Raw genomic sequence first — 22,534 nt, forward strand, 5'->3', positions numbered from 1 at the left:
CCGCACTTGCCCGGGCACGCCGTTCACAGCCGATAGCGGCGCATGAGCGGCACGCCGACGCGTTCGGTCAGCGCGCCGAGCGCGGCGATCGGCTGGCGCCGGCGCAGCGGCAGGTGGCGCGCGTCCACCGCGCTGTACTCGATCACCGGTGTGCCGCCGCGCTGGCGCTTGAAGCTGGCCGCGCCGGCGCTCTGGTTGAGTCGGCGGCCATGGCGCAGCGCGTGTTCGAAGCCGCACGCGGTGAGCGTGCGGTACAGCGCCAGCCGCTGCGGCTGGCGCAGGTCGTAGCCGACGATCGGCGCGGTCAGCGTGCGCCCGATACCGAACAGCCCGGTGATGCAGACCAGTTCGCCGCTCGCGTCGCGAAAGCCATCGAAGCGCAGCAGTCCGGCGCGGTGCCAGGCGCGCAGGAACTCGGGGTGGTAGTCCGGATTGCAGCGCGAATACTTGTCCAGGTACAGCTGCGCGTACAGCGCGGCGATGCGCGGGTAGTCGGCTTCGCCGATGGCGTCGTTGCCGCAGCGCTGCAGGTCGGTGCGTGCGGTCAGCTTGAGGTCGCGGGCCAGGTCGCGGTGCTGCAGCAGCGCCGGCCAGTCCTCGTACAGGTACACCTGGCGGCTGCCGATCAGGGTGAAGCCCTGCGCCTGCAGCGCGTCCAGCCAGTGCGGCGTGTCCACCCGGTTCAACGAGCGGAACCACAACGCGTGGTCCGGCCAGCGTGCGCGCGCGGCGTCCAGCAGGCCACCCAGTCCCTCGGGCGGCAGCGGCGGATACAGGTTGGTGGACAGCAGCCAGTTGTTGAGGGTGACCGCGCGGTCGATCCGCGCCCAGTCCAGCCAGGCGCCGATGCCGCCGCACAGCCCGCGCAGCGGCGCGGCCAATGCCGGCGGCAGCAGGCGCGCGGCTTCCTCGGCGGCGTAGTCGGCATAGGTGGTGCGCGGCGAACACACCCAGGCGTTGCCCGCACGCTCCTCGCTGACCGTCGCCGGCATCGCCAGCGCGCCGGCCTGCAGCATTTCGATGCGCGCGTACAGGTTGGTGCCCACGCTTTGCGCGTCGCGGCCGGCGTGCAGCGCGGCGAAGCGTTGCGCTTGCACGGCGTAGTCGGTGCCGGGCTCGGCGTCGCCGTTCATGGCGGCGGCAGGGCCTCGCCGTCCCATTCGATGTCGCGGGTGGAGGCCTCGCGCAGCGTGCAGCGCCGGGCCAGCGCCAGCCGCGCATGGCTGCCCAGGTCGCGCAGCGCGCCGGCCAGCGGGCGCCGGTCGCCGCGCGGCGCCAGCACGTCGTCGGCGCGCGCATAGTCATCGCGCCAGCGGCGCAGCTGGCCGTGGCGCAGCGCCGCCGGCAGGGCGACACCAAGCATCAGCGGGCCGAGCATCGCCGCGCGCGTGGCTGCCGGGCGCACCACCGCCGCCGGATCGCGGCGGCTGCCGTCCAGCGCCGCGACCAGCGGGTCGGCGGCAGCGAACAGGTGCAGGCCGCTGGTCGCGCGCGGATTGCATTCGATCACGCTGCAGCGGCCCTGCGCCGAGACGATCCAGTCGAAGGAGAGCTGCCCGCTGAAACCGAGCTTGCCGACCAGCTGCGCGGTGAAGCGCTCGATCTGCGGCGACGGCGCGGCCTCGAAGTAATAGCTGGAGCTGCGCTGCAGCCGGTAGCGCGGCCGGTACACCGCATGCGCCAGCAACACGCCGTCGCGCGCCACCGCGTACGAACAGCGTTCCTCGCCTTCGCAATAGCGCTGCGCGACCCAGTCGCCCTGGTCGGGCAGCGGCGGCGCGGCGGCGGGCAGGCCATGCGGATGCACCCGCACGTGCACGCCGAAGCGCGAGTATTCCGGCTTCAGCACCAGCGGCGCGCTGCCGGCCCAGTCGCGCGCCTGCGCCAGGCTGCGCACCCGCATGCTGTCCGGTACGTCCACGTCGGCATCGAGCGTGCGCGCAAGCTGCAGGAACTGCCACTTGCTGTGCAGCGTACGCAGCGTGTCGAACGCGTCCACCAGCACGTCGAGTTGCGCCGGCAGCGCCTGGCGGTAACGCGCGAGATAGAACACTTCCTCGCAGGTCGGCAGCAGCAGCGCGATGCGATGGCGCGCGACCAGCGCGTTGAGGTCGGCGACGTAGGTGGCCGGCGCGTCGCGTGCGGGGGCGATGCGATGGCTGGCGGTCACCGCGCGCGACCAGGCGGAAATACGGCAGGCCACGCTGTCGGCCAGATGCACGCGCCAGCCCTGCGCGGCGAAGCGCCGCGCCAGGTCCAGCGCCACCGGCGCGCGCGCGCCGGTGATCAGCACCGCCGGCGCGCTAGCCATCGGCCGCAGTGCGCGCGGCCGGCCGCCATTGCCGGCAATGCGAGGGCACCATGCGCAGCGCCGGTTCGGCCAGGCGCAGCGCATGCAGCCGCGCCAGCGTGTCGCGATAGACGCGGTGCTCGCCGAGCAGATGCGTGACCAGGGCCGGCGGCGGCGTGCCGTCGGCGATCGCCGCGCTGGACCAGGCCGCGTCGGCGACCAGGAACACCGGTCCGTGCGCATCCTCGAACCACAGGCCGTAGTGGCCGGGTGCGTGCCCGGGCAGTGGCACCAGCAGCACGCTGCCGTCGCCGAACAGGTCGCGCAGCGTGCCGAAGCCGCGCAGTGCCGCCGGTGCCGGACAGGTCGGCAATGCTTCGAACCACTGCATGCGTTCGCGCGCGCCGTGCAGCAGCGCCGGCAGGAAGCCTTCGCGCAACGCCGCCAGCCGCCCGCGCCGTTGCAGGTCGTCCCAGGCCTGTTGCGCGCAGGCGATGCGCGCCTGCGCGAAGTCGGCCACGCCGCCGACGTGGTCGCCGTGGAAATGCGACAGCACGACCCAGCCGATCGCCGCCGCGTCGATGCCGTCGCGAGCCAGTTGTTCGCGCAACGACTGGCCCGGCGCCAGGTGCACCGGCGTCAGCACGCGGTACAGGCGTTCGGGAAACTGCGCGGTGGCATCGAGGAAGTGCTGCGAGTAGCCGGTGTCGAACAGCAGGTTGCCGTGTACCGGGTGCTGCAGCAGCGCCGCCAGTGCCGGGAACTGGCACGGTGCCAGCGTCGCGCCGCGGCGCGTGGCGCGCTCGGGATGGGTGCAGTGCCCGGCTTCGTACAGCCGCCAGCGCAGCGTCGGTGCGCTCATGTGCGTTCTCGCCCGGCGGCGTGGTGCGTGGGCGATGTTGCGGCCACGGCGCTTGGGCGGGCAAGTCGCGTCGGGACTGAAGTCCCTCCTACACATGCGAAAACGCGCACGCCTGCGTCGGCAGGCGATGCCGGACAGGCCGGGCCACGGACTTGCCAGGACCGCCTCACCTGCGCGCCAGGGCCGCCAGCCCGGCCTCGGTGGACAGCACCGGCGCGTAGCCGAGTTCGCGCCGGGCGCGGCCGATGTCCAGCGTCTGCGAATAGCCGAGCACGCCGATGCCGTAGCGGCTCAGCCGCGGCTCCGGTTGCCCGCGCCGGCGCAGCGCGATCTGCTCGCCGACCGTGGCCAGCGCCAGCGCCAGGCCGCGCGGCACCGGCAGCAGGCGCACCCGCAGCTGCAGCACCGCGAACAGTTCGATGAGCAGGTCGCGCACCGCGATCGGCGCGCCGTTGCTGATGTTGTAGGCGCGGCCGTCGCCGACATGCTCGGCGCGCAGCGCGGCCAGCGCCGCGGCGACTGCGTTCTCCACGCAGCACACGTCGATCATCGCGCGCCCGCCGTGCACCAGCGGGAACCAGCCGCGCTGCGCCACCGCCAGCAGCCGCGGCACGATCGCGTTGTCGCCGTGGCCGAACACCGCGCGCGGGCGCAGCACCAGCGCCGGCAGCCCGGCCGCGGCGGCGGAGCGCACCTTTTCCTCGGCTTCCCACTTGGTCTGCGGATAGCCGCCGATCCAGCGCGCCGGCGGGGTGAACTCTTCCGTCACCTGGTACTGGTCGGCGAAGCGGAAATAGATGCTGGGCGAACTGAAGTGCACGAAGCGGCGCACCTGCGCGCGCTGCGCGGCGGCGAGCATGCGCTCGGTGGCGACCACGTTGGCCTGGCGGAACACCTCGGCGCTGGCCCACGGCGCGGACAGCGCGGCGCAGTGGATCACCGCGTCGCAGCCGTGCAGCAGCGGCGCCAGGTCGTCGCGGCACAGTTCGGCGCGGACCACGTCGATGCGCGGATCACCGGCGAAGGCGGCCAGCGCGGCGGCGTTGCGGCCGCTGGCGCGGACCTGCGCGCCTTCGGCGGCGAGGGCGCGGACGATGTGCGCGCCGATGAAGCCGGACGCGCCGGTGACCAGGATGCGCGCCATGTCAGTACCGCAGCACCGCGCCGCCGAACGCCAGCCCGGCGCCGGAACCGACCAGGCCGATCAGGTCGCCGCGCACGATGCGGCCGTCGGCGATGGCCTGGTGCAGCGCACTCGGGATCGACGCGGCCATCTGGTTGCCGCGCGTGCCGATCACGTTGACCAGCGTGTCCGGCGCCAGCCGCAGCGCGACCTGCAGGTGCCGCAGCGCCTTGGCGCTGGCCTGGTGCGGCACGATCCGCTGCAACTGCTCCAGGTCGACGCCGGCCTTGTCCAGCAGCCGCTGCAGGAACCCGGGCAACTTCGCAGCGGCGAGCCGGTAGGTGGCGCGGCCGTTCATTTCGAACAGCGAGCCGGCGCGCAACGCCTCCACGCCGTGTTCCAGGCGCAGGCGGGTGCCGCCGGCGCGGACCCGGCAATGCTCGATGCCTTCGGAATAGGTTTCCAGGTGCGCGGCCAGCAACTGCGAACCGCTGTCGCCGCTGTCCGCGCCCAGCACCACCGCCGCGGCGCCGTCGCCGAACAGCGGCGCGGTGTCCATGTCCTCGCCGTTGAGGCCGACGCTGGCGATCTCGCTGGACACGATCAGCACGCGCCGGTAGCGGCCGGCGGCGATCGCGCAGGCGGCCAGGTCCAGCGCGGCGATGAAGCTCAGGCAGGTGGCGTTGACGTCGAACGCGGCCAGTCCGCTGCCCTGCAGGCCGAGCCGCGCATGCAGCAACGCGGCGCTGCACGGGATCGCCTGCTCCATCAGGCTGCAGGCGGAGATCACGCAATCGACCTGGCCCGGTTCCAGCTGCGCCGCCGCCAGCGCCGCGCGCGCAGCGCGTTCGCCCATCAGCGAGGCCGGTTCCTCGGCGCCGGCGTAGTGGCGCACGCCGACCCCGGCATGGCGCAGGGTCCAGCCGGCGGGCTTGCCCCAGCGCCGGTCGAAGCTGTCCGAGGCCACCTGCCGCGCCGGCAGATAGTCGCCCGTGCCGAGGATGCGCACCGCGATGGGCCTGCTGGGTTCGACGGTCATCGCCAAAGCTCGGGCAAAGGGGGCGCAGCGTACTGCCAGCGGATCGGCGCCGGCAACCGCTCTTGGGGAACTCGCGGCGCTGTCTGTCGCTGGCGGCCTCAGACAGCCGACTCAATCATGCAGCGACTTGGCGAAGTATTTGGGTGCTTCGACGAAGCCTTCCCGCCGGTAGAAGGCGTGCGCCCGTTCGCGCCGGCGATGGCAGTGCACCTCCAGGCGGTCGCAGCCGCGCTGCCGCGCCAACGCTTCGCCCTCCGCCAGCAAACGCTGCCCCACGCCGGCGCCGCGCGCGCGATCGTCCACGCAGAAATAGCTGATGCGGCAGATGTCGCCGGCCAAGGCCAACTGCGGCAGGAAATGCAGCGACAACACGCCTACGACGTCGTCCCCGGCGGCGGCCACCAGCAAGGCCTGGTCCGGATGCGCCAGCAGCTGTGCCAGGCGCGCCTGGATGAAGTCCTCGGTTCCGGCATAGTCCAGCGCCGCCAGCAACGCCACGATGGCCTGCCGGTCCGCCATCGCCGCATTCCTGATCGTCAGGTTGCCGTTCTCGCCCATTTGCCGATAGTAGAAAGTCGCCCAAGTCGGGCGCAACCGCTTTACAGACCCAATGCGGCCTATGCGGCAATGGGCGACGCGCCTAGCGGCCGCGGCGCTGCCCGTACCAGAAGCCGAGCGCCTCGCGCGAGCGCAGCATGCCGCGGCCGCGGCGCAGCAACTGCAGCAGCAGGCCCAGGTGCTCGCGCTTGCTGAAACTGCGCAGCTTGCGGTCGGAGGTGTGCACCGGCTCGCGCAGGATCACGAAGCGGCCGTGGCGGGCCAGCGCTCGGCTCAGCGCCACGTCCTCGCCGGCGTAGTAGCGCTCGTCGAAGCCGCCGGCGGCCACAAAGGCGCTGCGCGTGCAGAACAGGAAGCAGCCCGGGGCGATGCCGGTGCGGCGGAACAGCCAGCCGAACACGGCTTGCGCCACGCGTTCGTGCCAGGCGACGGCGCCGAGCAACTGCACCTGCGCGCCGCCGCCCACCGCGCCGGTGTGCAACGCGCGCAGCGCCGCGGCCAGCAATGGCGTGTTGACGCGGGTGTCGGCATCGACGAACAGCAGATAGCGGCCGCGGCTGGCGGCGGCGCCGGCATTGCGCGTGGCAGCGATGTGCCGCAACTGCACGTCCAGCACCTGCGCGCCATGGCGGCGCGCGACCTGCGCGGTGTCGTCGCTGCAGGCGTCGGCGACCACCAGGGTCTCGTAGTCCAGCCGCAAGGCTTCGGCGGCGATATGCAGCGACGCCAGGGTGTCGCCGATCAGGGCGGCTTCGTCGTGGGCGGGAACGATGAACGAGATCACGTCCGGCATCATGCGACGCCGGCGCGGCGCGGGCAAATCGGCCCGCGCCGCGTGCCGGCCGGCCGCAGGCGCGGCGCGGCCGGATCCAGGCAGCGGGTCAGCGCTGCAGGGTCGCCATCATCGCCGGCGGATAACGGGTGCCGGCGGCGGCGTCGGCCGGGAAGATCGCCTCGATCTGCGCGAGGTCCTCGGCGCTCAGCGTCACTTGCAGCGCGCCCAGGTTCTCTTCCAGGTAGGCCAGGCGCTTGGTGCCCGGGATCGGCACCAGGTCCTCGCCCTGCGCCAGCACCCAGGCCAGCGCCAGCTGGCCCGGCGTGACGCCCTTGGCCTGGGCCAGCGTGCGCACCTGTTCCACCAGCTGCAGGTTGCGCGCGAAGTTCTCGCCCTGGAAGCGCGGCGAATGGCGGCGGTAGTCGTCGGCATCGAAGTCCTCCGGCGAGCGGATCGCGCCGGTCAGGAAGCCGCGGCCCAGCGGCGAGTACGGCACGAAGCCGATGCCCAGCTCGCGCACCGTTTCGAGCACGCCGTCGCCCTCCGGATCTCGCGACCACAGCGAGTACTCGCTCTGCAGCGCGGTGATCGGATGCACCGCATGGGCGCGGCGAATGGTGCCGGCGGCGGCCTCGGACAGACCCAGGAAGCGCACCTTGCCCTGTTCCACCAACCGCGCCATCGCGCCGACGGTGTCCTCGATCGGCACGTTCGGGTCGACCCGGTGCTGGTAGTACAGGTCGATGTGGTCCACGCCCAGGCGCTGCAGGCTGCCCTCGCAGGCGGCCTGCACGTACTCGGGACGCCCGTCGACGCCGCGCACGCTGGGGTCGTTGGGATCGAGCTTGATGCCGAACTTGGTGGCCAGGAACGCCTGGTCGCGGCGTCCGGCCAGGGCCTTGCCGACCAGCACTTCGTTGGTGTGCGGGCCGTACATGTCGGCGGTGTCGATCAGGGTGACGCCGTGGTCCAGCGCGGCGTGGATCACCGCGATCGAGGCGGCGTCGTCGCTGCGGCCGCCGTAGAACGCGCTCATGCCCATGCAGCCGAGGCCGAGGGCGGACACGCGGGGGCCGTTGCGGCCGAGGGTGCGGGTTTGCATCGGGAAGCTCCTGTCGGGAAGTCGGGGGAGACGGGGGAGAAAAAAGACGCAGCGCGGACGCTGTCGTCGCGGGGCAGGGAGGATGCGGGCGCGGCGCGGCGGTGCGTTATCGCGATCGCGCAGGATCCTTGTCCGATCCTGCAAACGCGCCGCCGCGCCGCGATCTGCGCAGGCGCCGACCATGCCATGGCCGGCGTTTGCGCAGAGTCAGTGCCGCGTTCGGCCACGCGTTGCCGGCGCGGTTCAGATCGCCGGCGTGCGCGGCCGCAGGCGGGTGCCGCCAGACACCAGCTGCCGCGGCACCGGCAGGCGCACGAACGCGTGCGGGAACGGCAGCGCCACCGCGCTGACCGCATCCAACTGCTGCAACTGCTGCGCGTCCAGCTGCAGGTCCAGCGCGCCGAGGTTGTCGTCCAGCTGCGCCAGGGTGCGCGCGCCGACGATCGGGATCGCGCCGGCGCCCGGCCGCTGCAGCAGCCAGGCCAGCGCCACCTGCGCCGGCGAACGGCCCAGTTCCGAGGCGACCTGCTTGACCACGTCGGCGATGTCCAGCGCGCGCTCGGTCAGCATCTCGTGCGCATGCGCGGCATCGCCGCGCTCGGCGCCGGCCTGGCCGTCCGCGGCACGGCGCTGCACCGCGGCCAGGTCCTGGCGGCTGTACTTGCCGGTCAGGATGCCCATGGTCAGCGGCGACCAGGCCAGCACCGCCAGCCCGAGCGCCTCGGCCATCGGCACCAGCTCGGCCTCGACCGTGCGCTGCGCCAGGCTGTATTCGATCTGCAGCGCGACCAGCGGCGACCAGCCGCGCAGGTCGGCCAGGGTCTGCATCCGCGCCACCTGCCAGGCCGGCGTGTCGGAGATGCCGGCGTAGACGATCTTGCCGGCGCGCACCAGGTCGTCGAAGCCGCGCATCACTTCCTCCACCGGCGTGGTGTCGTCCCAGATGTGCAGGTACAGCAGGTCCAGGTAGTCGGTGCGCAGCCGCTTCAGGCTGGCCTCCACCGACTGCAGCAGGTTCTTGCGGTGGTTGCCGCCGCCGTTGGGGTCGCCGGGGAAGGGGTTGAGGGTGTACTTGCTGGCGATGACCAGGCGGTCGCGGCGGCCTTCGGCGAACTTGCCGAGCAGGGTCTCGGAACTGCCGTTGGTGTAGGTGTTGGCGGTGTCGATGAAGTTGCCGCCGCGTTCGACGTAGCGCGCGAACAGGCGCTCGGCTTCGGCTTCGTCGGCGCCCCAGCCCCAGTCGTTGCCGAAGGTCATCGTGCCCAGCGAGATGGGGCTGACGCGCAGGCCGGAGCGGCCGAGCAGGCGGTAGTGGTCGAGCGTCATGGGGAGGTTCCTGGCAAGCGGTCGGTACCGCGGGATGGGCAGGATGCGCCGCGCGACCACGCGGATAAACTGGCATAGTCTGCATCTTCCTTGAAGTTGAGCTTCACAATGGCTGCCAGTCCCCTGCCTGCCGTGGTCGCTTTCGCCCGCGTCGCCCACCACGCCAGCTTCACCCGCGCCGCCGACGAACTCGGCGTCTCGGCCTCGGCCCTGTCGCAGACGGTGCGCGCGCTGGAAGCGCAACTGGGCGTGCGCCTGCTGCACCGGACCACGCGCCGGGTGGCGCTGAGCGAACACGGCGCGCGCTTCCTGGAACGGGTGAAGCCCGGCCTGGCGCAGATCGAGGCGGCGTTCCTGGACCTGGACACGGTGCGCGAGCGCCCGGCCGGGCGCCTGCGCATCACCTTGCCGCGGGCGGTGGCCGATCAGTTGGTGATGCCGTGGCTGCCGGCGTTCCTGGCGCGCTATCCGCAGATCGAAGTGGAACTGTGCGTGGACGCGGCGCTGGTCGACGTGGTGGCCGAGGGCTTCGATGCCGGCATCCGCCTCGGCGAATGCCTGGCGCGCGACATGATCGCGGTGCCGCTGGGGCCGATGCAGCGCCAGGTGATCGTCGCCGCGCCGGCCTATTTCCAGCGCCATCCGCTGCCGCAGACGCCCGCCGACCTGGTCGACCACGACTGCATCGTGCACCGCATGAGCAATGGCCGGCGCATGGCCTGGGAATTCACCCGCGACGGCCGCGATTTCGAAGTGGAGGTGAGCGGCACCCTGGTGTTCAACGACAGCGGCCTGACCCAGGCCGCCGCGCTGGCCGGCCTGGGCCTGGCGCAGGGCTTCGAATCGGTGGTCGCCGCCGACGTCGCCGCCGGCCGCCTGGTGCGCGTGCTCGACGACTGGCAGCAGCCGTTCGCCGGCTTCTATCTCTATTACCCGGCGCGCGAACACCTGGCGCCGAAGTTGCGCGTGTTCATCGACCACCTGCGCGCGGCGAACGCGCCGGCAGGGTAGCGGCGGCACCGTCCGGCCGGCGCCGCGCGCGCAACGGCGGCCTTCCGTCGCCACCGTGGCGGTGGCGACGCAGGAGCGCGGCTCAGCCCTTGAGCTTGGCCGCGTATTCGGCCACGCGCTGGCCGAGCAGGCGCGCGGTTTCCAGGTCGCCAGCACGCGGCGCTTCCTCCGGCGAGGCGTCCGACGGCGAGATCGCCAGCGCGCCGGCCGAGCCGGCGGTCCAGTTGGTGTCGGCCGGGCCGTGCGCCTTGGTGTTGGACGGCAGCAGGCCGGTGCCGACCCAGATCTGCCCGTGCTGCTGCGACAGGGTCCAGAAGTAGGCGATGGTGGCGAACTTGTCGCCGTTGACCGAGGCCGAATTGGTGAAGCCGGCCGCGATCTTGTTCTTCCACGCCTGCGAGAACCAGGGCTTGGAGCTGGCGTCGGCGAACTTCTTGAACTGCCAAGCCGGGCCGCCCATGTAGGTCGGGCTGCCGTAGACGATGGCGTCGGCCTGGCCGAGCGCTTCCCAGTCAGCATCCGGAAGGTTGCCGTCCTGGTCGATGCGGTACAGCGTGGCCTCGCCGACGCTGGCCGCGCCGGCGTGCACGGCTTCGGCCTGTTTGGCGGTATGGCCGTAGCCGCTGAAATAGACGATTGCGATCTTGCTCATGGGGGAGCTCCTGAAGTGGCGGGGGAAGCGCGGGCATTGTGCGCATGCGCCGCCGCTTGGATCATCGCCACGCGCGGGATGTTGTGTCCGACCGGCGTCCGCGCGTCGGCGTCAGGGCGTCGCGTCGGCGTGCATCTCGCGTTCGATGCCGACCTCAACCAGGTAGTCGATGAAGCTGCGCACCTTCGGCGCCAGGTGGCTGCGGCTGGCATAGACCGCGTACACGCCAATGGGCTCGAGCTGGTGGTCGGGCAGCACCCGCACCAGGCGCCCGTCCTCCAGCGCCTCCTGGGCGATGAAGTCCGGCTGCACGACGATGCCCATCCCGGCGATGGCGGCTTCGCGCAGCACGTCGCCGCTGTTGGCGCGCAGCCCGCCGTGTACCCGCACCCGGGTCTCGCCGTCGGGGCCGCGCAGGGGCAACTCGTCGAGCGGCACGTAGCTGTAGTTGAGGAACTCGTGGCCGGCGATGTCGGCGGCCAGGCGCGGCGTGCCGGCGCGCTCCAGGTAGGCCGGCGCGGCGCACAGGAAGGCCTGCACCTCGCCGAGCTTGCGCGCGATCAGGGTCGGCGTCACCTGCCGGGTGATGCGGATCGCCATGTCGTAGCCTTCCTCGACGATGTCCACCAGCCGGTCCGACAGCGACAGGTCCAGGGCGACCTGCGGATAGCGCGCCCGGTAGCCGGCCAGGCGCGGCCCCAGCCGGGCGATGCCGAAGCTGAAGGGCGCGTTGATCCGCAGCGTGCCGGAGGGGGTCAATGCCTGCTCGCCGACCGCCGCCTCCATGTCGTCGAACTCGGCCAGCAGCACCTGGCAGCGCTGGTAGTAGCCGGTGCCGACGCTGCTCGGGCTGACCCGGCGGGTGGTGCGGTTGAGCAGGCGCAGGCCCAGCCGCTTCTCCAGCCAGGCCACCTGCCGGGTGACGCTGGCGGTGGACATGCCCAGCGCGTCGGCGGCGGCGTTGAAGCCGTTGCGATCGACCACGGTGACGAACACGCGCATCGCGTCCAGCGTATCCATTGTTGCCGTTCCTGAAATAGATATCCGGTCGGAGGGTAATTTATCTCCCCTCGGGTCGGGAATACCCTGGGTTCCTGGCGCCGTGACCGACGATCGCGACCGCCGGCGTCGGCGACGCGATGCATGGCTGTGCCGATCGCCGGCGGCCGCGTCGCCCGGCATCCGCCGCCTCATTCCCCTGGAGACCCACCATGTCCCGCTTGCCTTCGCTGTACATCTCGCACGGTTCGCCGATGACCGCGCTGCATCCGGGCCTGGTCGGCGCGCGGCTGGCCGAACTGGCGGCGGCGTTGCCGCGCCCGCGCGCGATCGTGGTGGCCTCGGCGCACTGGCTGGGACGGCGGCCGCTGGTCGGCGGCGCCGCGCAGCCGCCGACCATCCACGACTTCGGCGGCTTCCCGCGTGAACTGCACGAGATGCAGTACCCGGCGCCGGGCGCGCCGGCGCTGGCGCGCGAGGTCGCCGAGCGGCTCGATCGGGCGGGCCTGCAGCCCCACCTGGACGAACGCCGCGGCCTGGACCATGGGGTGTGGGTGCCGCTGTCGCTGCTGTATCCGCTGGCCGACATCCCGGTGGTGCCGCTGTCGATCCAGCCCGAGCTGGGCCCGGCCCATCAGCTGGCGCTGGGCCGGGCGCTGGCGCCGCTGCGCGAGGATGGCGTGCTGCTGGTCGGCTCGGGCAGCATCACCCACAACCTGCACGACTTCGGCCGCTACGCCGACGGCAAGGACGCGCCCTACGTGCGCCCCTTCATCGGCTGGGTGGAGCAGGCGCTGGCGCGCGAGGACCTGCCGGCGTTGCTCGACTACCGCCGGCAAGCGCCATTCGCCGAACGCGCGCATCCCACCGACGAACACTGGCTGCCGATCTACTTCGCGATGGGTGCGGCCGGCGAGGGCGGGTTGGGCGCGCAGCGCATCGATGCCGGCATCGACGCCGGGATGATTGCGATGGACCTGTATCGCTTCGACGGCGGCGCGCAGCGCCTCGCCGCCTGACCGGTGGCCGCCGCGGCGGTGCGCCGCGGGCTGAGCGATTCATCGCGGTGAAGGCGATGGCGCATCGCCGTCTCACAGGTTGAGACGGCAAGCGCGCATCGTCCGCGGGTGAACACCCTGGAAAAGCTCGCCGTGCTCGCCGACGCGGCCAAATACGACGCCTCCTGCGCCTCCAGCGGTGCGGACAAGCGCCATTCGCTGCGCAGCGGCGGCATCGGCAGCACCGAGGGCATGGGCATCTGCCATTCGTACACGCCCGACGGCCGCTGCGTGTCGCTGCTGAAGATCCTGTTGACCAACTTCTGCGTGTTCGATTGCGCGTACTGCGTCAACCGCGTGTCCAGCAACGTGCGCCGCGCGCGCTTCGCCCCGGCCGAGGTGGTGAAGCTGACCCTGGATTTCTACAAGCGCAACTACATCGAGGGCCTGTTCCTGTCCAGCGGCATCATCCGCAACAGCGACTACACGATGGAGCAGCTGGTGGAAGTGGCGCGGCAGCTGCGCGAGGAGCACCGCTTCGCCGGCTACATCCATCTCAAGACCATTCCCGATGCGGCGCCGGAGCTGTTGGCCGCGGCCGGCCGCTACGCCGACCGGCTCAGCATCAACGTCGAGTTGCCGACCGAACAGGGCCTGGCGCAGTTGGCGCCGGAAAAGAACGTCGGCGGCATCCGCGCGGCGATGGGCGAGTTGCGCTGGCGCATCGAGGAAAACAAGGAGGCGCGCAAGGCCGAGCGCAAGCTCAGCGCCAAGCCGCCGCGGTTCGCCCCGGCCGGGCAGAGCACGCAGATGATCGTCGGCGCCGATGGTGCCGACGACCGCGCGATCCTGCGCACCAGCCACAATCTGTACGGCAACTACCGGTTGCGGCGGGTCTACTACTCGGCGTTCAGTCCGATTCCCGATGCGTCGTCGAAGCTGCCGCTGCAGGCGCCGCCGTTGCAGCGCGAGCATCGCCTGTACCAGGCCGATTGGCTGCTGCGTTTCTACGATTTCTCGGTGGAGGAGATCGCGCCGGAGGCGGCCAGCGGCATGCTCGATCTGGACGTGGATCCGAAGCTGGCCTGGGCGCTGCGGCATCCGGAGCGGTTTCCGGTCGATCTGAATACGGCGGCGCGGGAGATGTTGTTGCGGGTGCCGGGATTGGGGACGCGCAATGTGGAGCGGTTGTTGGTGTCGCGGCGGCATGCGCGGTTGCGGGTGGGGGATTTGGCGCGGTTGCGGATGCCGATGAAGAAGGTGCTGCCGTTCGTCAGTGTGGTCGATCATCATCCGCGGCGGCGGTTGGACGATCCGCAGCGGTTGCGGGCGCAGTTGGCGCCGGCGCCGCGGCAGGGTGGGTTGTTTGATTGACTTGGTGGGGTGGGGGTCTGTTGCGATGGTGGTTGCATCTGCATCTGCATCTGCATCTGCAGAAGCAACAGCAACTGCAAAAGCTGGAGCAAGATCAAGAGCTTTCGCGCCGGTCGGCGCGAGTCACTTTTGTCTTGGCAAAAGTAACCAAAACCGCTCCCGCCCGACACGAGCCGGTGCGATACAGCCGCACCGGTCCCCTGCGCTCCTCGCGACGAGCGGCACGGCGCCCAAACTCGCTTCGCTCAAACAGGGGCGCCTCTTCGGCCGCTCGTCACTGCGGTGCTCGGCTCGCTTTAAGGCGGGAAAGGTCAAGATCAAAATCACTGGCAACGGCAACGGCAACGGCAACGGCAAGAGCAAGAGCAAGAGCAGTAGCAAGAGCAAGAGCAAGAGCAAGAGCAAGAGCAGTAGTTGCTGTGGTGGCAAAGGTGCTGGCGTTTTTGCCTTTTGCTTTGGTGTTGGTTGGGTGATGCGGGGGCTGGGCTGTGTTTCGGGCTGAGGTGGTGCCGGGGTGGAGTCTGGAGGCGTGGCGGGTGGCGGCGCGGGCGGCGTGGTGTGCGCAGGTGGCGCCAGAGTCGCTGCTCTGGGAGGGGGATGCGCAGGGTGGGTTGTTGGCGGGGGCGGAGGTGGGCGGGTTGCCGGCGGTGGTGGCGGCGCCGCGGGTGTCCGCGGAATTCCTGGCGTTGGCGGGGGCGGTGTTGTGCCATCGCGATCCGCAGCGGCATGCGGTGTTGTATCGGTTGCTGTGGCGCGTCGCGTCGGGCGAGCGGGCGCTGTTGCAGCGGGTCACCGATGCCGATGTGCATCGGGCGCAGCAGTGGGCGCAGGCGGTGCGCCGCGATAGCCACAAGATGAAGGCGTTCGTGCGCTTCCGCGAGGTGCCGGGCGAGGAGGAGGCGTTCGTCGCCTGGTTCGAGCCGGAGCACCACATCGTCGATCGCATCGCGCCGTTCTTCGCGCGCCGTTTCGCCGGGATGCGCTGGGCGATCCTGACCCCGTATCGCAGCGTGCGCTGGGATGGGGACGCGTTGCAGTTCGGCGCCGGTGCGCAGCGCGACGATGCACCGGCCGACGATGCGCAGGATGCGTTGTGGCGGACCTACTACGCCAACATCTTCAATCCGGCGCGGCTCAATCCGACCATGATGCGCCAGGAAATGCCGCAGAAGTACTGGAAGAACCTGCCGGAGACGCAGTTGCTGCCGGGCCTGATCCGCGAAGCCGGGCAGCGCGTGCGCGAGATGGCCGAACGTGCGCCGGAGCCGGTGCGGCGACGCATTCCCACGCCGCCGCCGGCCGCGGTCGATGCCGATGCCGATGCCGATGGCAGTCTGGATGCGCTGCGCGCCGCGGCGCGCGAGTGCCGGCGTTGCGAGCTCTGGCAGCCGGCCACGCAGACCGTGTTCGGCGAGGGACCGCACGATGCGGCGGTGATGGTGGTGGGCGAGCAGCCCGGCGACGAGGAGGATCTGAGCGGGCGGCCGTTCGTGGGGCCGGCAGGGCGCCTGTTCGATCGCGCGCTGGGCGAACTGGGCATCGCCCGCGGCGGGCTGTACGTGACCAATGCGGTCAAGCATTTCCGCTTCGAGCAGCGTGGCAAGGCGCGGTTGCACCGCAATCCCGAACGCGCGCAGGTCGAGGCGTGCCGGTTCTGGCTGGCCGGCGAACTGGCGTGGGTGCGGCCGCGCATCGTGCTGTGCCTGGGCGCGACCGCGGCGCGCGCGGTGCTGGGCAACGGGTTCGCGCTGATGGCGCAGCGCGGGCAGTGGCAGGCGCTGGCCGACGGCACCCGCGCCCTGGCCACCGTGCATCCGTCATGGGTGCTGCGCCAGCGTGGCGGCGATACGGCCGATGCCGCCTATCGAGGCTTCGTGCACGACTTGCGCGTTCTGGCAGAGCAGATGCAGGCACCGCGCGCAGCCAGTGCCGGCGACTGACCGCCTGTGCGAGTTCGTCCGTCGTTGAAGTGTGCAGGCAGCGCCGTCCGCTGTCGGCCGAAGGTACGGCGCAAAACGGGGACGGCCCTAGCCGTCCCCGCGACGCCAATGCACTCCCCGAGGGGTGCTTACGGCATCAAAACCTTGTCCACGACATGGATCACGCCATTGCTCTGCATCACGTCGGCGGTGGTGACGTGGGCGGTATTGCCCTTGCTGTCGGTGAGGGTGACCTTGCCGCCGCGGGTCTTGGCGATCAGGGTTTCGCCCTGCACAGTGGTCAGCTTGGCGCTGCCACCGCCGGCCTTGATCTGCGCCAGCAACGTCGTCGCATCGAGCTTGCCGGCGACCACGTGATAGGTCAGTACCTGAGTCAGCTTGTCCTTGTTTTCGGGTTTGAGCAGCGTGTCCACGGTGCCCGCCGGCAGTGCGGCGAAGGCGGCGTTGGTCGGTGCGAACACGGTGAACGGGCCTGCGCCCTTCAGCGTGTCCACCAGGCCGGCGGCTTTGACCGCGGCGACCAGCGTCGTGTGATCCTTGGAGTTGACCGCGTTGTCGACGATGTCCTTGGTCGCGTACATCGGGGCGCCGCCGACCATCGGATTGGGCTTGGCCTCGGTCATCGCGGCGTGGTCATGCATCGCGGTTTGGCCGGTCGCGGCCATGGCGGGCATCGCGACGAGGCCAGCGAGGGCGAGGGCCAGCAAATGGATCTTCATGGGTTGCTCCTTGAGGGAATGCCCGGCCAGTCGACCGTGCACACGCTTCTACGGCGATTGCGCTGGCGCGGTTGCATCACGCGAACCAGATAATGATGAATGGGCGTCGCGGGCGGCGACGGACGCAGCGCCGTTGGCTCAGTGGTGCTGCAGCACGTAGCTGTTCTCGAACCCGTGCGCGCAGCCCAACACGTGGAAGCCGTTGGAGTAGCCGGTGGCCCGGAGCGGGTCGACCGCAGGGCCGACTTCCGGGGAGTGCTGGTGGTCGCCGTAGTCGTCGAACACCACGAACCCGCCGCTCACCACGCTGGACCCGTACAGCAGGAAATCCAGCAGCACGTTGCGACCGGCGTCCCCGCCGTCGCCGTGGCACGGCGACGGCGTGGGCGTTTTCCGGCCGCGGCAGGCGCGCCGCCGCCTAAATGCCGCGCGCCGCCGCCACTGGACATCGTGCCTGCGGTGCGCTTTGCTTGCCGCTTCCCCCATTCATGGTGCGGTGCCGTCGGCGCGGCGCCGCCGTCCGGACGAGCATGCATTCGATCGAAGTGGTGTTGGCGATGTTGCTGGCGGTGGTCGCCAGCGGCTATCTGGTGCGCGTGCTGCCGTTCTCGCTGCCGTTGCCGCTGGTGCAGATCGGCCTGGGCGCGGTCATCGCCGGAGTGTTCAAGAAGGGCTACGCGCTGGAGCCGGAGCTGTTCTTCCTGCTGTTCCTGCCGCCGCTGCTGTTCCTGGACGGCTGGCGCATCCCCAAGCAGGGCCTGTTCCGCGACAAGGGCGCGATCCTGGAACTGGCGCTGGGCCTGGTGGTGTTCACCGTGGTCGGCGCCGGCTTCCTGATCCACTGGATGATTCCGGCGATGCCGCTGGCGGTGGCGTTCGCGCTGGCCGCGGTGGTGTCGCCGACCGATCCGATCGCGGTGTCCTCGATCGCCTCGCGCGCGCCGATCCCGAAACGGCTGATGCACATCCTGGAGGGCGAATCGCTGCTCAACGACGCCTCCGGCCTGGTCTGCTTCCAGTTCGCGGTGGCCGCGGCGGTCACCGGCACGTTCTCGCTGGCCGACGCCTCGCTGACCTTCCTGTGGGTGGCGCTGGTCGGCGTCGCTGCCGGCGTCGGCGTGACCCTGGGCGCGAGCCTGGCGCAGCGCTGGATCTGGCGCCAGGTCGGCGAGGAGCCCGGCGCGGCGATCCTGGTCAACCTGTTGCTGCCGTTCGCCGCCTACCTGCTGGCCGAGGCAATCAATGCCTCCGGCATCCTCGCCGCGGTCGCCGCCGGGATCAGCATGAGCTACGTGGAACTGAGCGGCCGCGCGCCCGGCAGCATGCGCGTGCAGCGCTCGGCGGTGTGGGACATGGTCCAGTTCACCCTCAACGGCATCATGTTCGTGCTGCTCGGCGAGCAGTTGCCGGGGATCGTGCAGGGCGCGGTGCACAACATCGACGAGGCCGGTCACCTCAATCCGTGGTGGCTGCTGGGCTATGCGCTGGCGATCTACGTCGGCCTGTTGCTGCTGCGCTTCGTGTGGGTGTGGCTGTCGCTGCGCTGGAACCTGCTCAAGGCGCGGCGCCGCGGCGAGGCGCATCTCAGTCCGCCGTGGCGGATCGTGGTGGCGGCCTCACTGGCCGGCGTGCGTGGCGCGATCACCCTGGCCGGCGTGCTGACCCTGCCGCTGGCGCTGCCCAACGGCGCCGCGTTCCCGGCGCGCGACCTGGTGATCTTCCTGGCCAGCGCGGTGATCGTCACCTCGCTGCTGGTTGCCAGCGTGGCGCTGCCGCGGTTGCTGCGCGGCCTGGAACTGCCGGAGGAACCCAGCGACCGCCTCGAGGAGGACCTGGCGCGGCGCGAATCCTCGCGCGCGGCGCTGGTCGCGGTGGAGAAGCTGCGCCAGCGGCTGGTGCAGGACAGCGAGCATGCCGATCTCTACAACGAGGCGGCGATCCGGGTCAGCGCCCTGTACCAGCGCCACCTCGACCACGGCGAGGCGATGGAGAGCGACCCGGAAGAGGCGCGGCGGCTGGACGACGTGCTGCGCCAGCTGCGCCACGCCGGCCTGCAGGCCGAACGCCAGGAGCTGTTCCGGCTGACCCGCCAGCGCAAGATCTCCGACGAGATCGCGCGCCGGCTGATCCGCAATCTGGATCTGCTGGAGGCGCGGCGCAAGGGTTGAGTGAGGAGCCGGGACTGGGGACTCGGGACTCGGAGGTGCGCGCCGCTGAGGGCAGCCCGGCTGGCGGACGCTGCGCTTGTCATCATGCCCGCGACGGCGTTGCTGCTAGGCTCTTCGAGTCCCGAGTCCCGAGTCCCGAGTCCCGAGTCCCGGAGTTCCGCCACTATCCCGCATGCGGGAGACTGCTTCCGTCCATCGGGGTTTATCGGAGCGGGGCGGGCCTCTACCCTGTCGGGCGTTCGTCGCGGTGGCGATCCGTTCCGCCGCGCAAGGAGTTCGTGTGTCGCCGATCATTTCCATCCAGCAGCTCACCAAGACCTACAAAGGCGGCTTCCAGGCGCTGAAGGGCATCGACCTGGACATCCAGCGCGGCGAGATCTTCGCCCTGCTCGGGCCCAACGGCGCCGGCAAGACCACGCTGATCAGCGTGGTCTGCGGCCTGGTCAATCCCAGCTCCGGCACCGTGCTGGCTGACGGCCACGACATCGTCCGCGACTACCGCGCCGCGCGCGCCAAGATCGGGTTGGTGCCGCAGGAACTGGCCACCGATGCGTTCGAGACGGTGTGGGCGACGGTGCGCTTCAGCCGCGGCTTGTTCGGCAAGCCGAAGAATCCCGCCTACCTGGAGCAGGTGCTGCGCGAACTGTCGCTGTGGGACAAGCGCGACAGCAAGATCTCCACCCTGTCCGGCGGCATGAAGCGGCGCGTGCTGATCGCCAAGGCGCTGGCGCACGAGCCGAGCATCCTGTTCCTGGACGAACCCACCGCCGGCGTGGACGTGGAGCTGCGCCACGACATGTGGCAGATGGTGCGGCGCCTGCGCGAGCAGGGCACCACCATCATCCTGACCACCCACTACATCGAGGAAGCCGAGGACATGGCCGACCGCGTCGGCGTGATCAACCGCGGCGAACTGGTGCTGGTGGAGGACAAGCGCACGCTGATGCGCAAGCTCGGCAAGAAGCAGCTGGCGCTGACCCTGCAGGCGCCGCTGCCGGCGCTGCCCGCGGCGCTGGCGGCGCAGCCGTTGGAGCTGTCCGCCGACGGCGCCACGCTGACCTACACCTACGACGTACAGGCCGAGCAGACCGGCATCGGCACCCTGCTGCGGCAACTGGAGGAACACGGCGTGGAGATCAAGGACCTGCATTCCAGCGAAAGCTCGCTGGAGGAGATCTTCGTCAACCTGGTGCGCCCGGCCGCCGCCGGCGCGGAGGCGCGCGCATGAACCTGCACGCGATCGCCGCGATCTACCGGTTCGAGATGGCGCGCACCTTCCGCACCCTGACCCAGTCGATCGCCTCGCCGGTGCTGTCGACCTCGCTCTACTTCGTGGTGTTCGGCGCGGCAATCGGCTCGCGCATGGGCGCCATCGACGGCATCAGCTATGGCGCCTACATCATTCCCGGGTTGGTGATGCTGTCGCTGCTCAACGAGAGCATCTCCAACGCCTCGTTCGGCATCTACATGCCGCGCTGGGCCGGCACCATCTACGAGGTGCTGTCGGCACCGGTGGCGTGGTGGGAGGTGGTGATCGGCTACGTCGGCGCGGCGGCGAGCAAGTCGGTGCTGCTCGGCCTGCTGATCCTGCTCACCGCGCGCGCGTTCGTGCCGTACGAGATCGCGCATCCGCTGTGGATGTTCGGCTTCCTGGTGCTGACCGCGCTGACCTTCAGCCTGTTCGGCTTCATCATCGGCATCTGGGCCGACGGCTTCGAGAAGCTGCAGGTGATCCCGCTGATGGTGGTGACCCCGCTGACCTTCCTCGGCGGCAGCTTCTACTCGATCAGCATGCTGCCGCCGCTGTGGCAGAAGATCAGCCTGTTCAACCCGGTGGTGTACCTGGTCAGCGGCTTCCGCTGGGCGTTCTTCGGCAAGGCCGACGTGCATATCGCGGTCAGCGCGAGCATGACCGGGGTGTTCCTGGCGGTGTGCCTGACCGTGGTCTGGGCGATCTTCCGCAGCGGCTACCGGCTCAAGTCCTGAGCCGGCGCAGGATCGCGCGTTGCGCGGCGACGCCTGTGCGCGAGCAGCCGCCGCCGCGATCCGGCGCGGTGGAGCGGCAACGCGCGAGCGGATCTCGTCGCTGTTGAGGCCGAAGCCCCTCGCGACACTGCACCAGCAAGCCAGCCGCCGCCCTGTGTAGGAGCGGCTTCAGCCGCGACAGAAAAGGTCGGTGACTACGTCCCCGGCCTGCCGCGCAGGCGGACGCGATGCGCCCGCCGACCGCATCCGCACGAGCCGCGGCGCACGACAGGTGCTCAGGCCATGACCAGCATGGGCACATCGATCGCCAACGCGGACAGCGGCCAGCGCACGCTGCCGCGCGATCGCCGCGCCTGCGCGATTACTCCTTCTCGAGAAAGTACGCCTCGACCTGGCCGTTGATCTTCATCGTCATCGGATTGCCGCGGCGGTCGCGCGCCTTGCCCACCTGCACGCGGATCCAGCCTTCGCTGACCGAATACTCCTCCACGTTGTCGCGCTCCACGCCGTTGAAGCGGATGCCGACGCCGCGCGCCAGCGCCTCGGCGTCGTGGAACGGGCTCTGCGGGCTGATCGCCAGGTGATCGGGAGGGGTATCGCTCATCGTCGTGGGTTCGCTTGGCGGCGGGTGGCGCCGTCTTCCGGGGGGCGAAGGATAAACGCCTGCGGCGCCGTTGCCGAATTTCGCCGCGCTTCCGTCGCCGCGCCCGGCGCGTCACACTGCGCGTCCCGTCCTTCCCGATCCGCCGCCATGCCCGACAACAGCGCCGACTACGACGAACCCGACGACCTCAGCGGCGACGCGGACGACGACGATCCGGACACCCAGCAGGGCCTGATCTGGAACCTGCTGCTGCTGATCAATCCCGGCGACGACGAGACCGCGCTGCGCCAGTTTAACGCCTACCGCGAGGCGGCGGGCGAGGCGGAGAGCGACGGCGACGGCTGGCTGTGGACGCTGAAGGACGCCATCGACTGGACCTCCGGCTTCTACGTGGACGGCCGCGACGCCGAAGCGCTGATCGGCGCCATCGACGAACTGGCCGCGCGCTGGAACCTGCGCATCGACTGGGGCGGCGACATCGACGACGAGGACTTCCTCGGCGCCCACGACACCGCCTCGCTGCTGGGGGTGGCCTACGACCGCCTGCGCGAGTACGGCTACAGCGTCTGGTGCTGGGACACCGGCGGCGACGACCGCGCCGGCTGGATGGCGCTCAGCCGCGACGACGAGGACATGCAGCGCCTGGCCGCGATCCTGGGCATCGACCTGCGCCCGGGCAGCGACCCGTTCTAAGCGACCCGTTCTAGATGCCGCTGCGAGGAATGGAATCTTCGACGACGGCAGCTTCGGTCCAGGCGTTGTCGAAGCCCTCTCACAGTGCCCACGCAAGCCCGCCGCAAGCCCCTTGTAGGAGCGGCTTCAGCCGCGACGAACGGAGTCCGGACCCTGCACCGGCTTCGGCGGGTGTGGGGCCGAAGCCCCTCCGACAGTCCACGAGCCGAGCATCCGGAGCTCCCTGTGGGAGCGACTTCAGTCGCGACGAGCGAAGAAGTGGATTTCCAGGCTGCAAATGCTGTCGGGACTGAAGTCCCTCCCACAGTGCACCCG

General features: G+C 70.7%; 23 protein-coding genes. 9 read left to right on the forward strand and 14 right to left on the reverse strand.

The genetic code is table 11. The features are described 5' to 3' along the window. Positions 1-23: 23 nt before the first annotated feature. From J2Y70_RS14500 to J2Y70_RS14540, 9 genes are all read right to left on the reverse strand, one after another. A complete protein-coding gene (locus J2Y70_RS14500; RefSeq protein ID WP_309918860.1) occupies positions 24-1,133 on the reverse strand; it encodes a hypothetical protein in 1,110 nt (369 codons plus the stop codon). Next, entirely contained in the window at positions 1,130-2,311 is a 1,182-nt protein-coding gene (locus tag J2Y70_RS14505) for an ATP-grasp domain-containing protein (protein WP_309918863.1), read from the reverse strand. Before J2Y70_RS14505 ends, J2Y70_RS14500 begins: the two co-directional genes overlap by 4 nt. After that, positions 2,304-3,152, reverse strand: coding sequence for an MBL fold metallo-hydrolase (locus J2Y70_RS14510; protein WP_309918866.1), 849 nt, complete (start codon positions 3,150-3,152; stop codon positions 2,304-2,306). Before J2Y70_RS14510 ends, J2Y70_RS14505 begins: the two co-directional genes overlap by 8 nt. A gap of 166 nt (positions 3,153-3,318) precedes the next feature. After that, positions 3,319-4,296 (reverse strand): NAD-dependent epimerase/dehydratase family protein, encoded by a 978-nt coding sequence (locus J2Y70_RS14515; RefSeq protein WP_309918870.1) that lies wholly within the window; start codon positions 4,294-4,296, stop codon positions 3,319-3,321. A gap of 1 nt (position 4,297) precedes the next feature. Further along, positions 4,298-5,314, reverse strand: a complete 1,017-nt coding sequence (locus J2Y70_RS14520; protein WP_309918873.1) for a 3-oxoacyl-[acyl-carrier-protein] synthase III C-terminal domain-containing protein — start codon at positions 5,312-5,314, stop codon at positions 4,298-4,300. A 111-nt stretch (positions 5,315-5,425) separates the two neighbouring features. Beyond that, positions 5,426-5,833, reverse strand: a complete 408-nt coding sequence (locus tag J2Y70_RS14525; protein ID WP_309918876.1) for a GNAT family N-acetyltransferase — start codon at positions 5,831-5,833, stop codon at positions 5,426-5,428. 121 nt (positions 5,834-5,954) lie between these two features. Next, positions 5,955-6,656: a glycosyltransferase gene (locus J2Y70_RS14530; protein WP_309918878.1), complete on the reverse strand. Its 702-nt coding sequence runs from the start codon at positions 6,654-6,656 to the stop codon at positions 5,955-5,957. 97 nt (positions 6,657-6,753) lie between these two features. Beyond that, positions 6,754-7,749 (reverse strand): aldo/keto reductase, encoded by a 996-nt coding sequence (locus J2Y70_RS14535; RefSeq protein ID WP_309918881.1) that lies wholly within the window; start codon positions 7,747-7,749, stop codon positions 6,754-6,756. A 243-nt stretch (positions 7,750-7,992) separates the two neighbouring features. Beyond that, positions 7,993-9,075 carry an aldo/keto reductase gene (locus tag J2Y70_RS14540; RefSeq protein ID WP_309918884.1) on the reverse strand — a complete coding sequence of 361 codons (1,083 nt, stop codon included), beginning with the start codon at positions 9,073-9,075 and terminating at the stop codon, positions 7,993-7,995. Between the two features lie 108 nt (positions 9,076-9,183). Here J2Y70_RS14540 and J2Y70_RS14545 point away from each other — a divergent pair, with 108 nt between their 5' ends. Next, positions 9,184-10,086 carry a LysR family transcriptional regulator gene (locus J2Y70_RS14545; RefSeq protein ID WP_309918887.1) on the forward strand — a complete coding sequence of 301 codons (903 nt, stop codon included), beginning with the start codon at positions 9,184-9,186 and terminating at the stop codon, positions 10,084-10,086. Between the two features lie 82 nt (positions 10,087-10,168). Here J2Y70_RS14545 and J2Y70_RS14550 read toward each other — a convergent pair whose 3' ends face one another. Next, positions 10,169-10,738, reverse strand: a complete 570-nt coding sequence (locus J2Y70_RS14550; protein ID WP_309918890.1) for a flavodoxin family protein — start codon at positions 10,736-10,738, stop codon at positions 10,169-10,171. 111 nt (positions 10,739-10,849) lie between these two features. After that, complete coding sequence (locus J2Y70_RS14555) at positions 10,850-11,758, reverse strand: LysR family transcriptional regulator (protein ID WP_309918893.1); 909 nt, start codon at positions 11,756-11,758, stop codon at positions 10,850-10,852. A 191-nt stretch (positions 11,759-11,949) separates the two neighbouring features. Here J2Y70_RS14555 and J2Y70_RS14560 point away from each other — a divergent pair, with 191 nt between their 5' ends. The 4 genes from J2Y70_RS14560 to J2Y70_RS14575 all read left to right on the forward strand — a co-directional run bounded on the left by J2Y70_RS14560 (position 11,950) and on the right by J2Y70_RS14575 (position 16,049). Continuing rightward, a complete protein-coding gene (locus J2Y70_RS14560; RefSeq protein ID WP_309918896.1) occupies positions 11,950-12,756 on the forward strand; it encodes a class III extradiol ring-cleavage dioxygenase in 807 nt (268 codons plus the stop codon). Positions 12,757-12,864: 108 nt separating this feature from the next. Beyond that, positions 12,865-14,109 carry a putative DNA modification/repair radical SAM protein gene (locus J2Y70_RS14565; RefSeq protein ID WP_309918899.1) on the forward strand — a complete coding sequence of 415 codons (1,245 nt, stop codon included), beginning with the start codon at positions 12,865-12,867 and terminating at the stop codon, positions 14,107-14,109. After that, positions 14,102-14,611 carry a hypothetical protein gene (locus tag J2Y70_RS14570; RefSeq protein ID WP_309918901.1) on the forward strand — a complete coding sequence of 170 codons (510 nt, stop codon included), beginning with the start codon at positions 14,102-14,104 and terminating at the stop codon, positions 14,609-14,611. The genes J2Y70_RS14565 and J2Y70_RS14570 overlap by 8 nt, the downstream gene beginning before the upstream one ends. Beyond that, a complete protein-coding gene (locus J2Y70_RS14575) occupies positions 14,598-16,049 on the forward strand; it encodes a UdgX family uracil-DNA binding protein (protein WP_309918904.1) in 1,452 nt (483 codons plus the stop codon). The genes J2Y70_RS14570 and J2Y70_RS14575 overlap by 14 nt, the downstream gene beginning before the upstream one ends. Before the next feature lie 128 nt (positions 16,050-16,177). Here J2Y70_RS14575 and J2Y70_RS14580 read toward each other — a convergent pair whose 3' ends face one another. After that, the gene (locus J2Y70_RS14580) at positions 16,178-16,768 is read right to left on the reverse strand and encodes a fasciclin domain-containing protein (protein ID WP_309918907.1); all 591 of its coding nucleotides are present in this window, start codon (positions 16,766-16,768) and stop codon (positions 16,178-16,180) included. A gap of 138 nt (positions 16,769-16,906) precedes the next feature. Beyond that, positions 16,907-17,107 carry a hypothetical protein gene (locus tag J2Y70_RS14585; RefSeq protein WP_309918910.1) on the reverse strand — a complete coding sequence of 67 codons (201 nt, stop codon included), beginning with the start codon at positions 17,105-17,107 and terminating at the stop codon, positions 16,907-16,909. 191 nt (positions 17,108-17,298) lie between these two features. On the opposite strand from J2Y70_RS14585, the gene J2Y70_RS14590 reads away from it, so the two are divergent. The 3 genes from J2Y70_RS14590 (at position 17,299) to J2Y70_RS14600 (ending at position 20,922) form a co-directional block, all read left to right on the forward strand. After that, complete coding sequence (locus tag J2Y70_RS14590) at positions 17,299-18,936, forward strand: Na+/H+ antiporter (RefSeq protein WP_263397057.1); 1,638 nt, start codon at positions 17,299-17,301, stop codon at positions 18,934-18,936. Between the two features lie 280 nt (positions 18,937-19,216). Then, positions 19,217-20,164, forward strand: coding sequence for an ABC transporter ATP-binding protein (locus tag J2Y70_RS14595; protein WP_263397058.1), 948 nt, complete (start codon positions 19,217-19,219; stop codon positions 20,162-20,164). Then, positions 20,161-20,922: an ABC transporter permease gene (locus J2Y70_RS14600; protein WP_309918916.1), complete on the forward strand. Its 762-nt coding sequence runs from the start codon at positions 20,161-20,163 to the stop codon at positions 20,920-20,922. The genes J2Y70_RS14595 and J2Y70_RS14600 overlap by 4 nt, the downstream gene beginning before the upstream one ends. 361 nt (positions 20,923-21,283) lie before the next feature. Here J2Y70_RS14600 and J2Y70_RS14605 read toward each other — a convergent pair whose 3' ends face one another. After that, the gene (locus J2Y70_RS14605; protein ID WP_263397060.1) at positions 21,284-21,526 is read right to left on the reverse strand and encodes a DUF3297 family protein; all 243 of its coding nucleotides are present in this window, start codon (positions 21,524-21,526) and stop codon (positions 21,284-21,286) included. 147 nt (positions 21,527-21,673) lie between these two features. On the opposite strand from J2Y70_RS14605, the gene J2Y70_RS14610 reads away from it, so the two are divergent. Further along, positions 21,674-22,219, forward strand: a complete 546-nt coding sequence (locus J2Y70_RS14610; RefSeq protein ID WP_309918919.1) for a hypothetical protein — start codon at positions 21,674-21,676, stop codon at positions 22,217-22,219. Positions 22,220-22,534: the final 315 nt, after the last annotated feature.

Source organism: Xanthomonas sp. 1678, from assembly GCF_031455575.1.
Taxonomy (GTDB): domain Bacteria; phylum Pseudomonadota; class Gammaproteobacteria; order Xanthomonadales; family Xanthomonadaceae; genus Xanthomonas_A.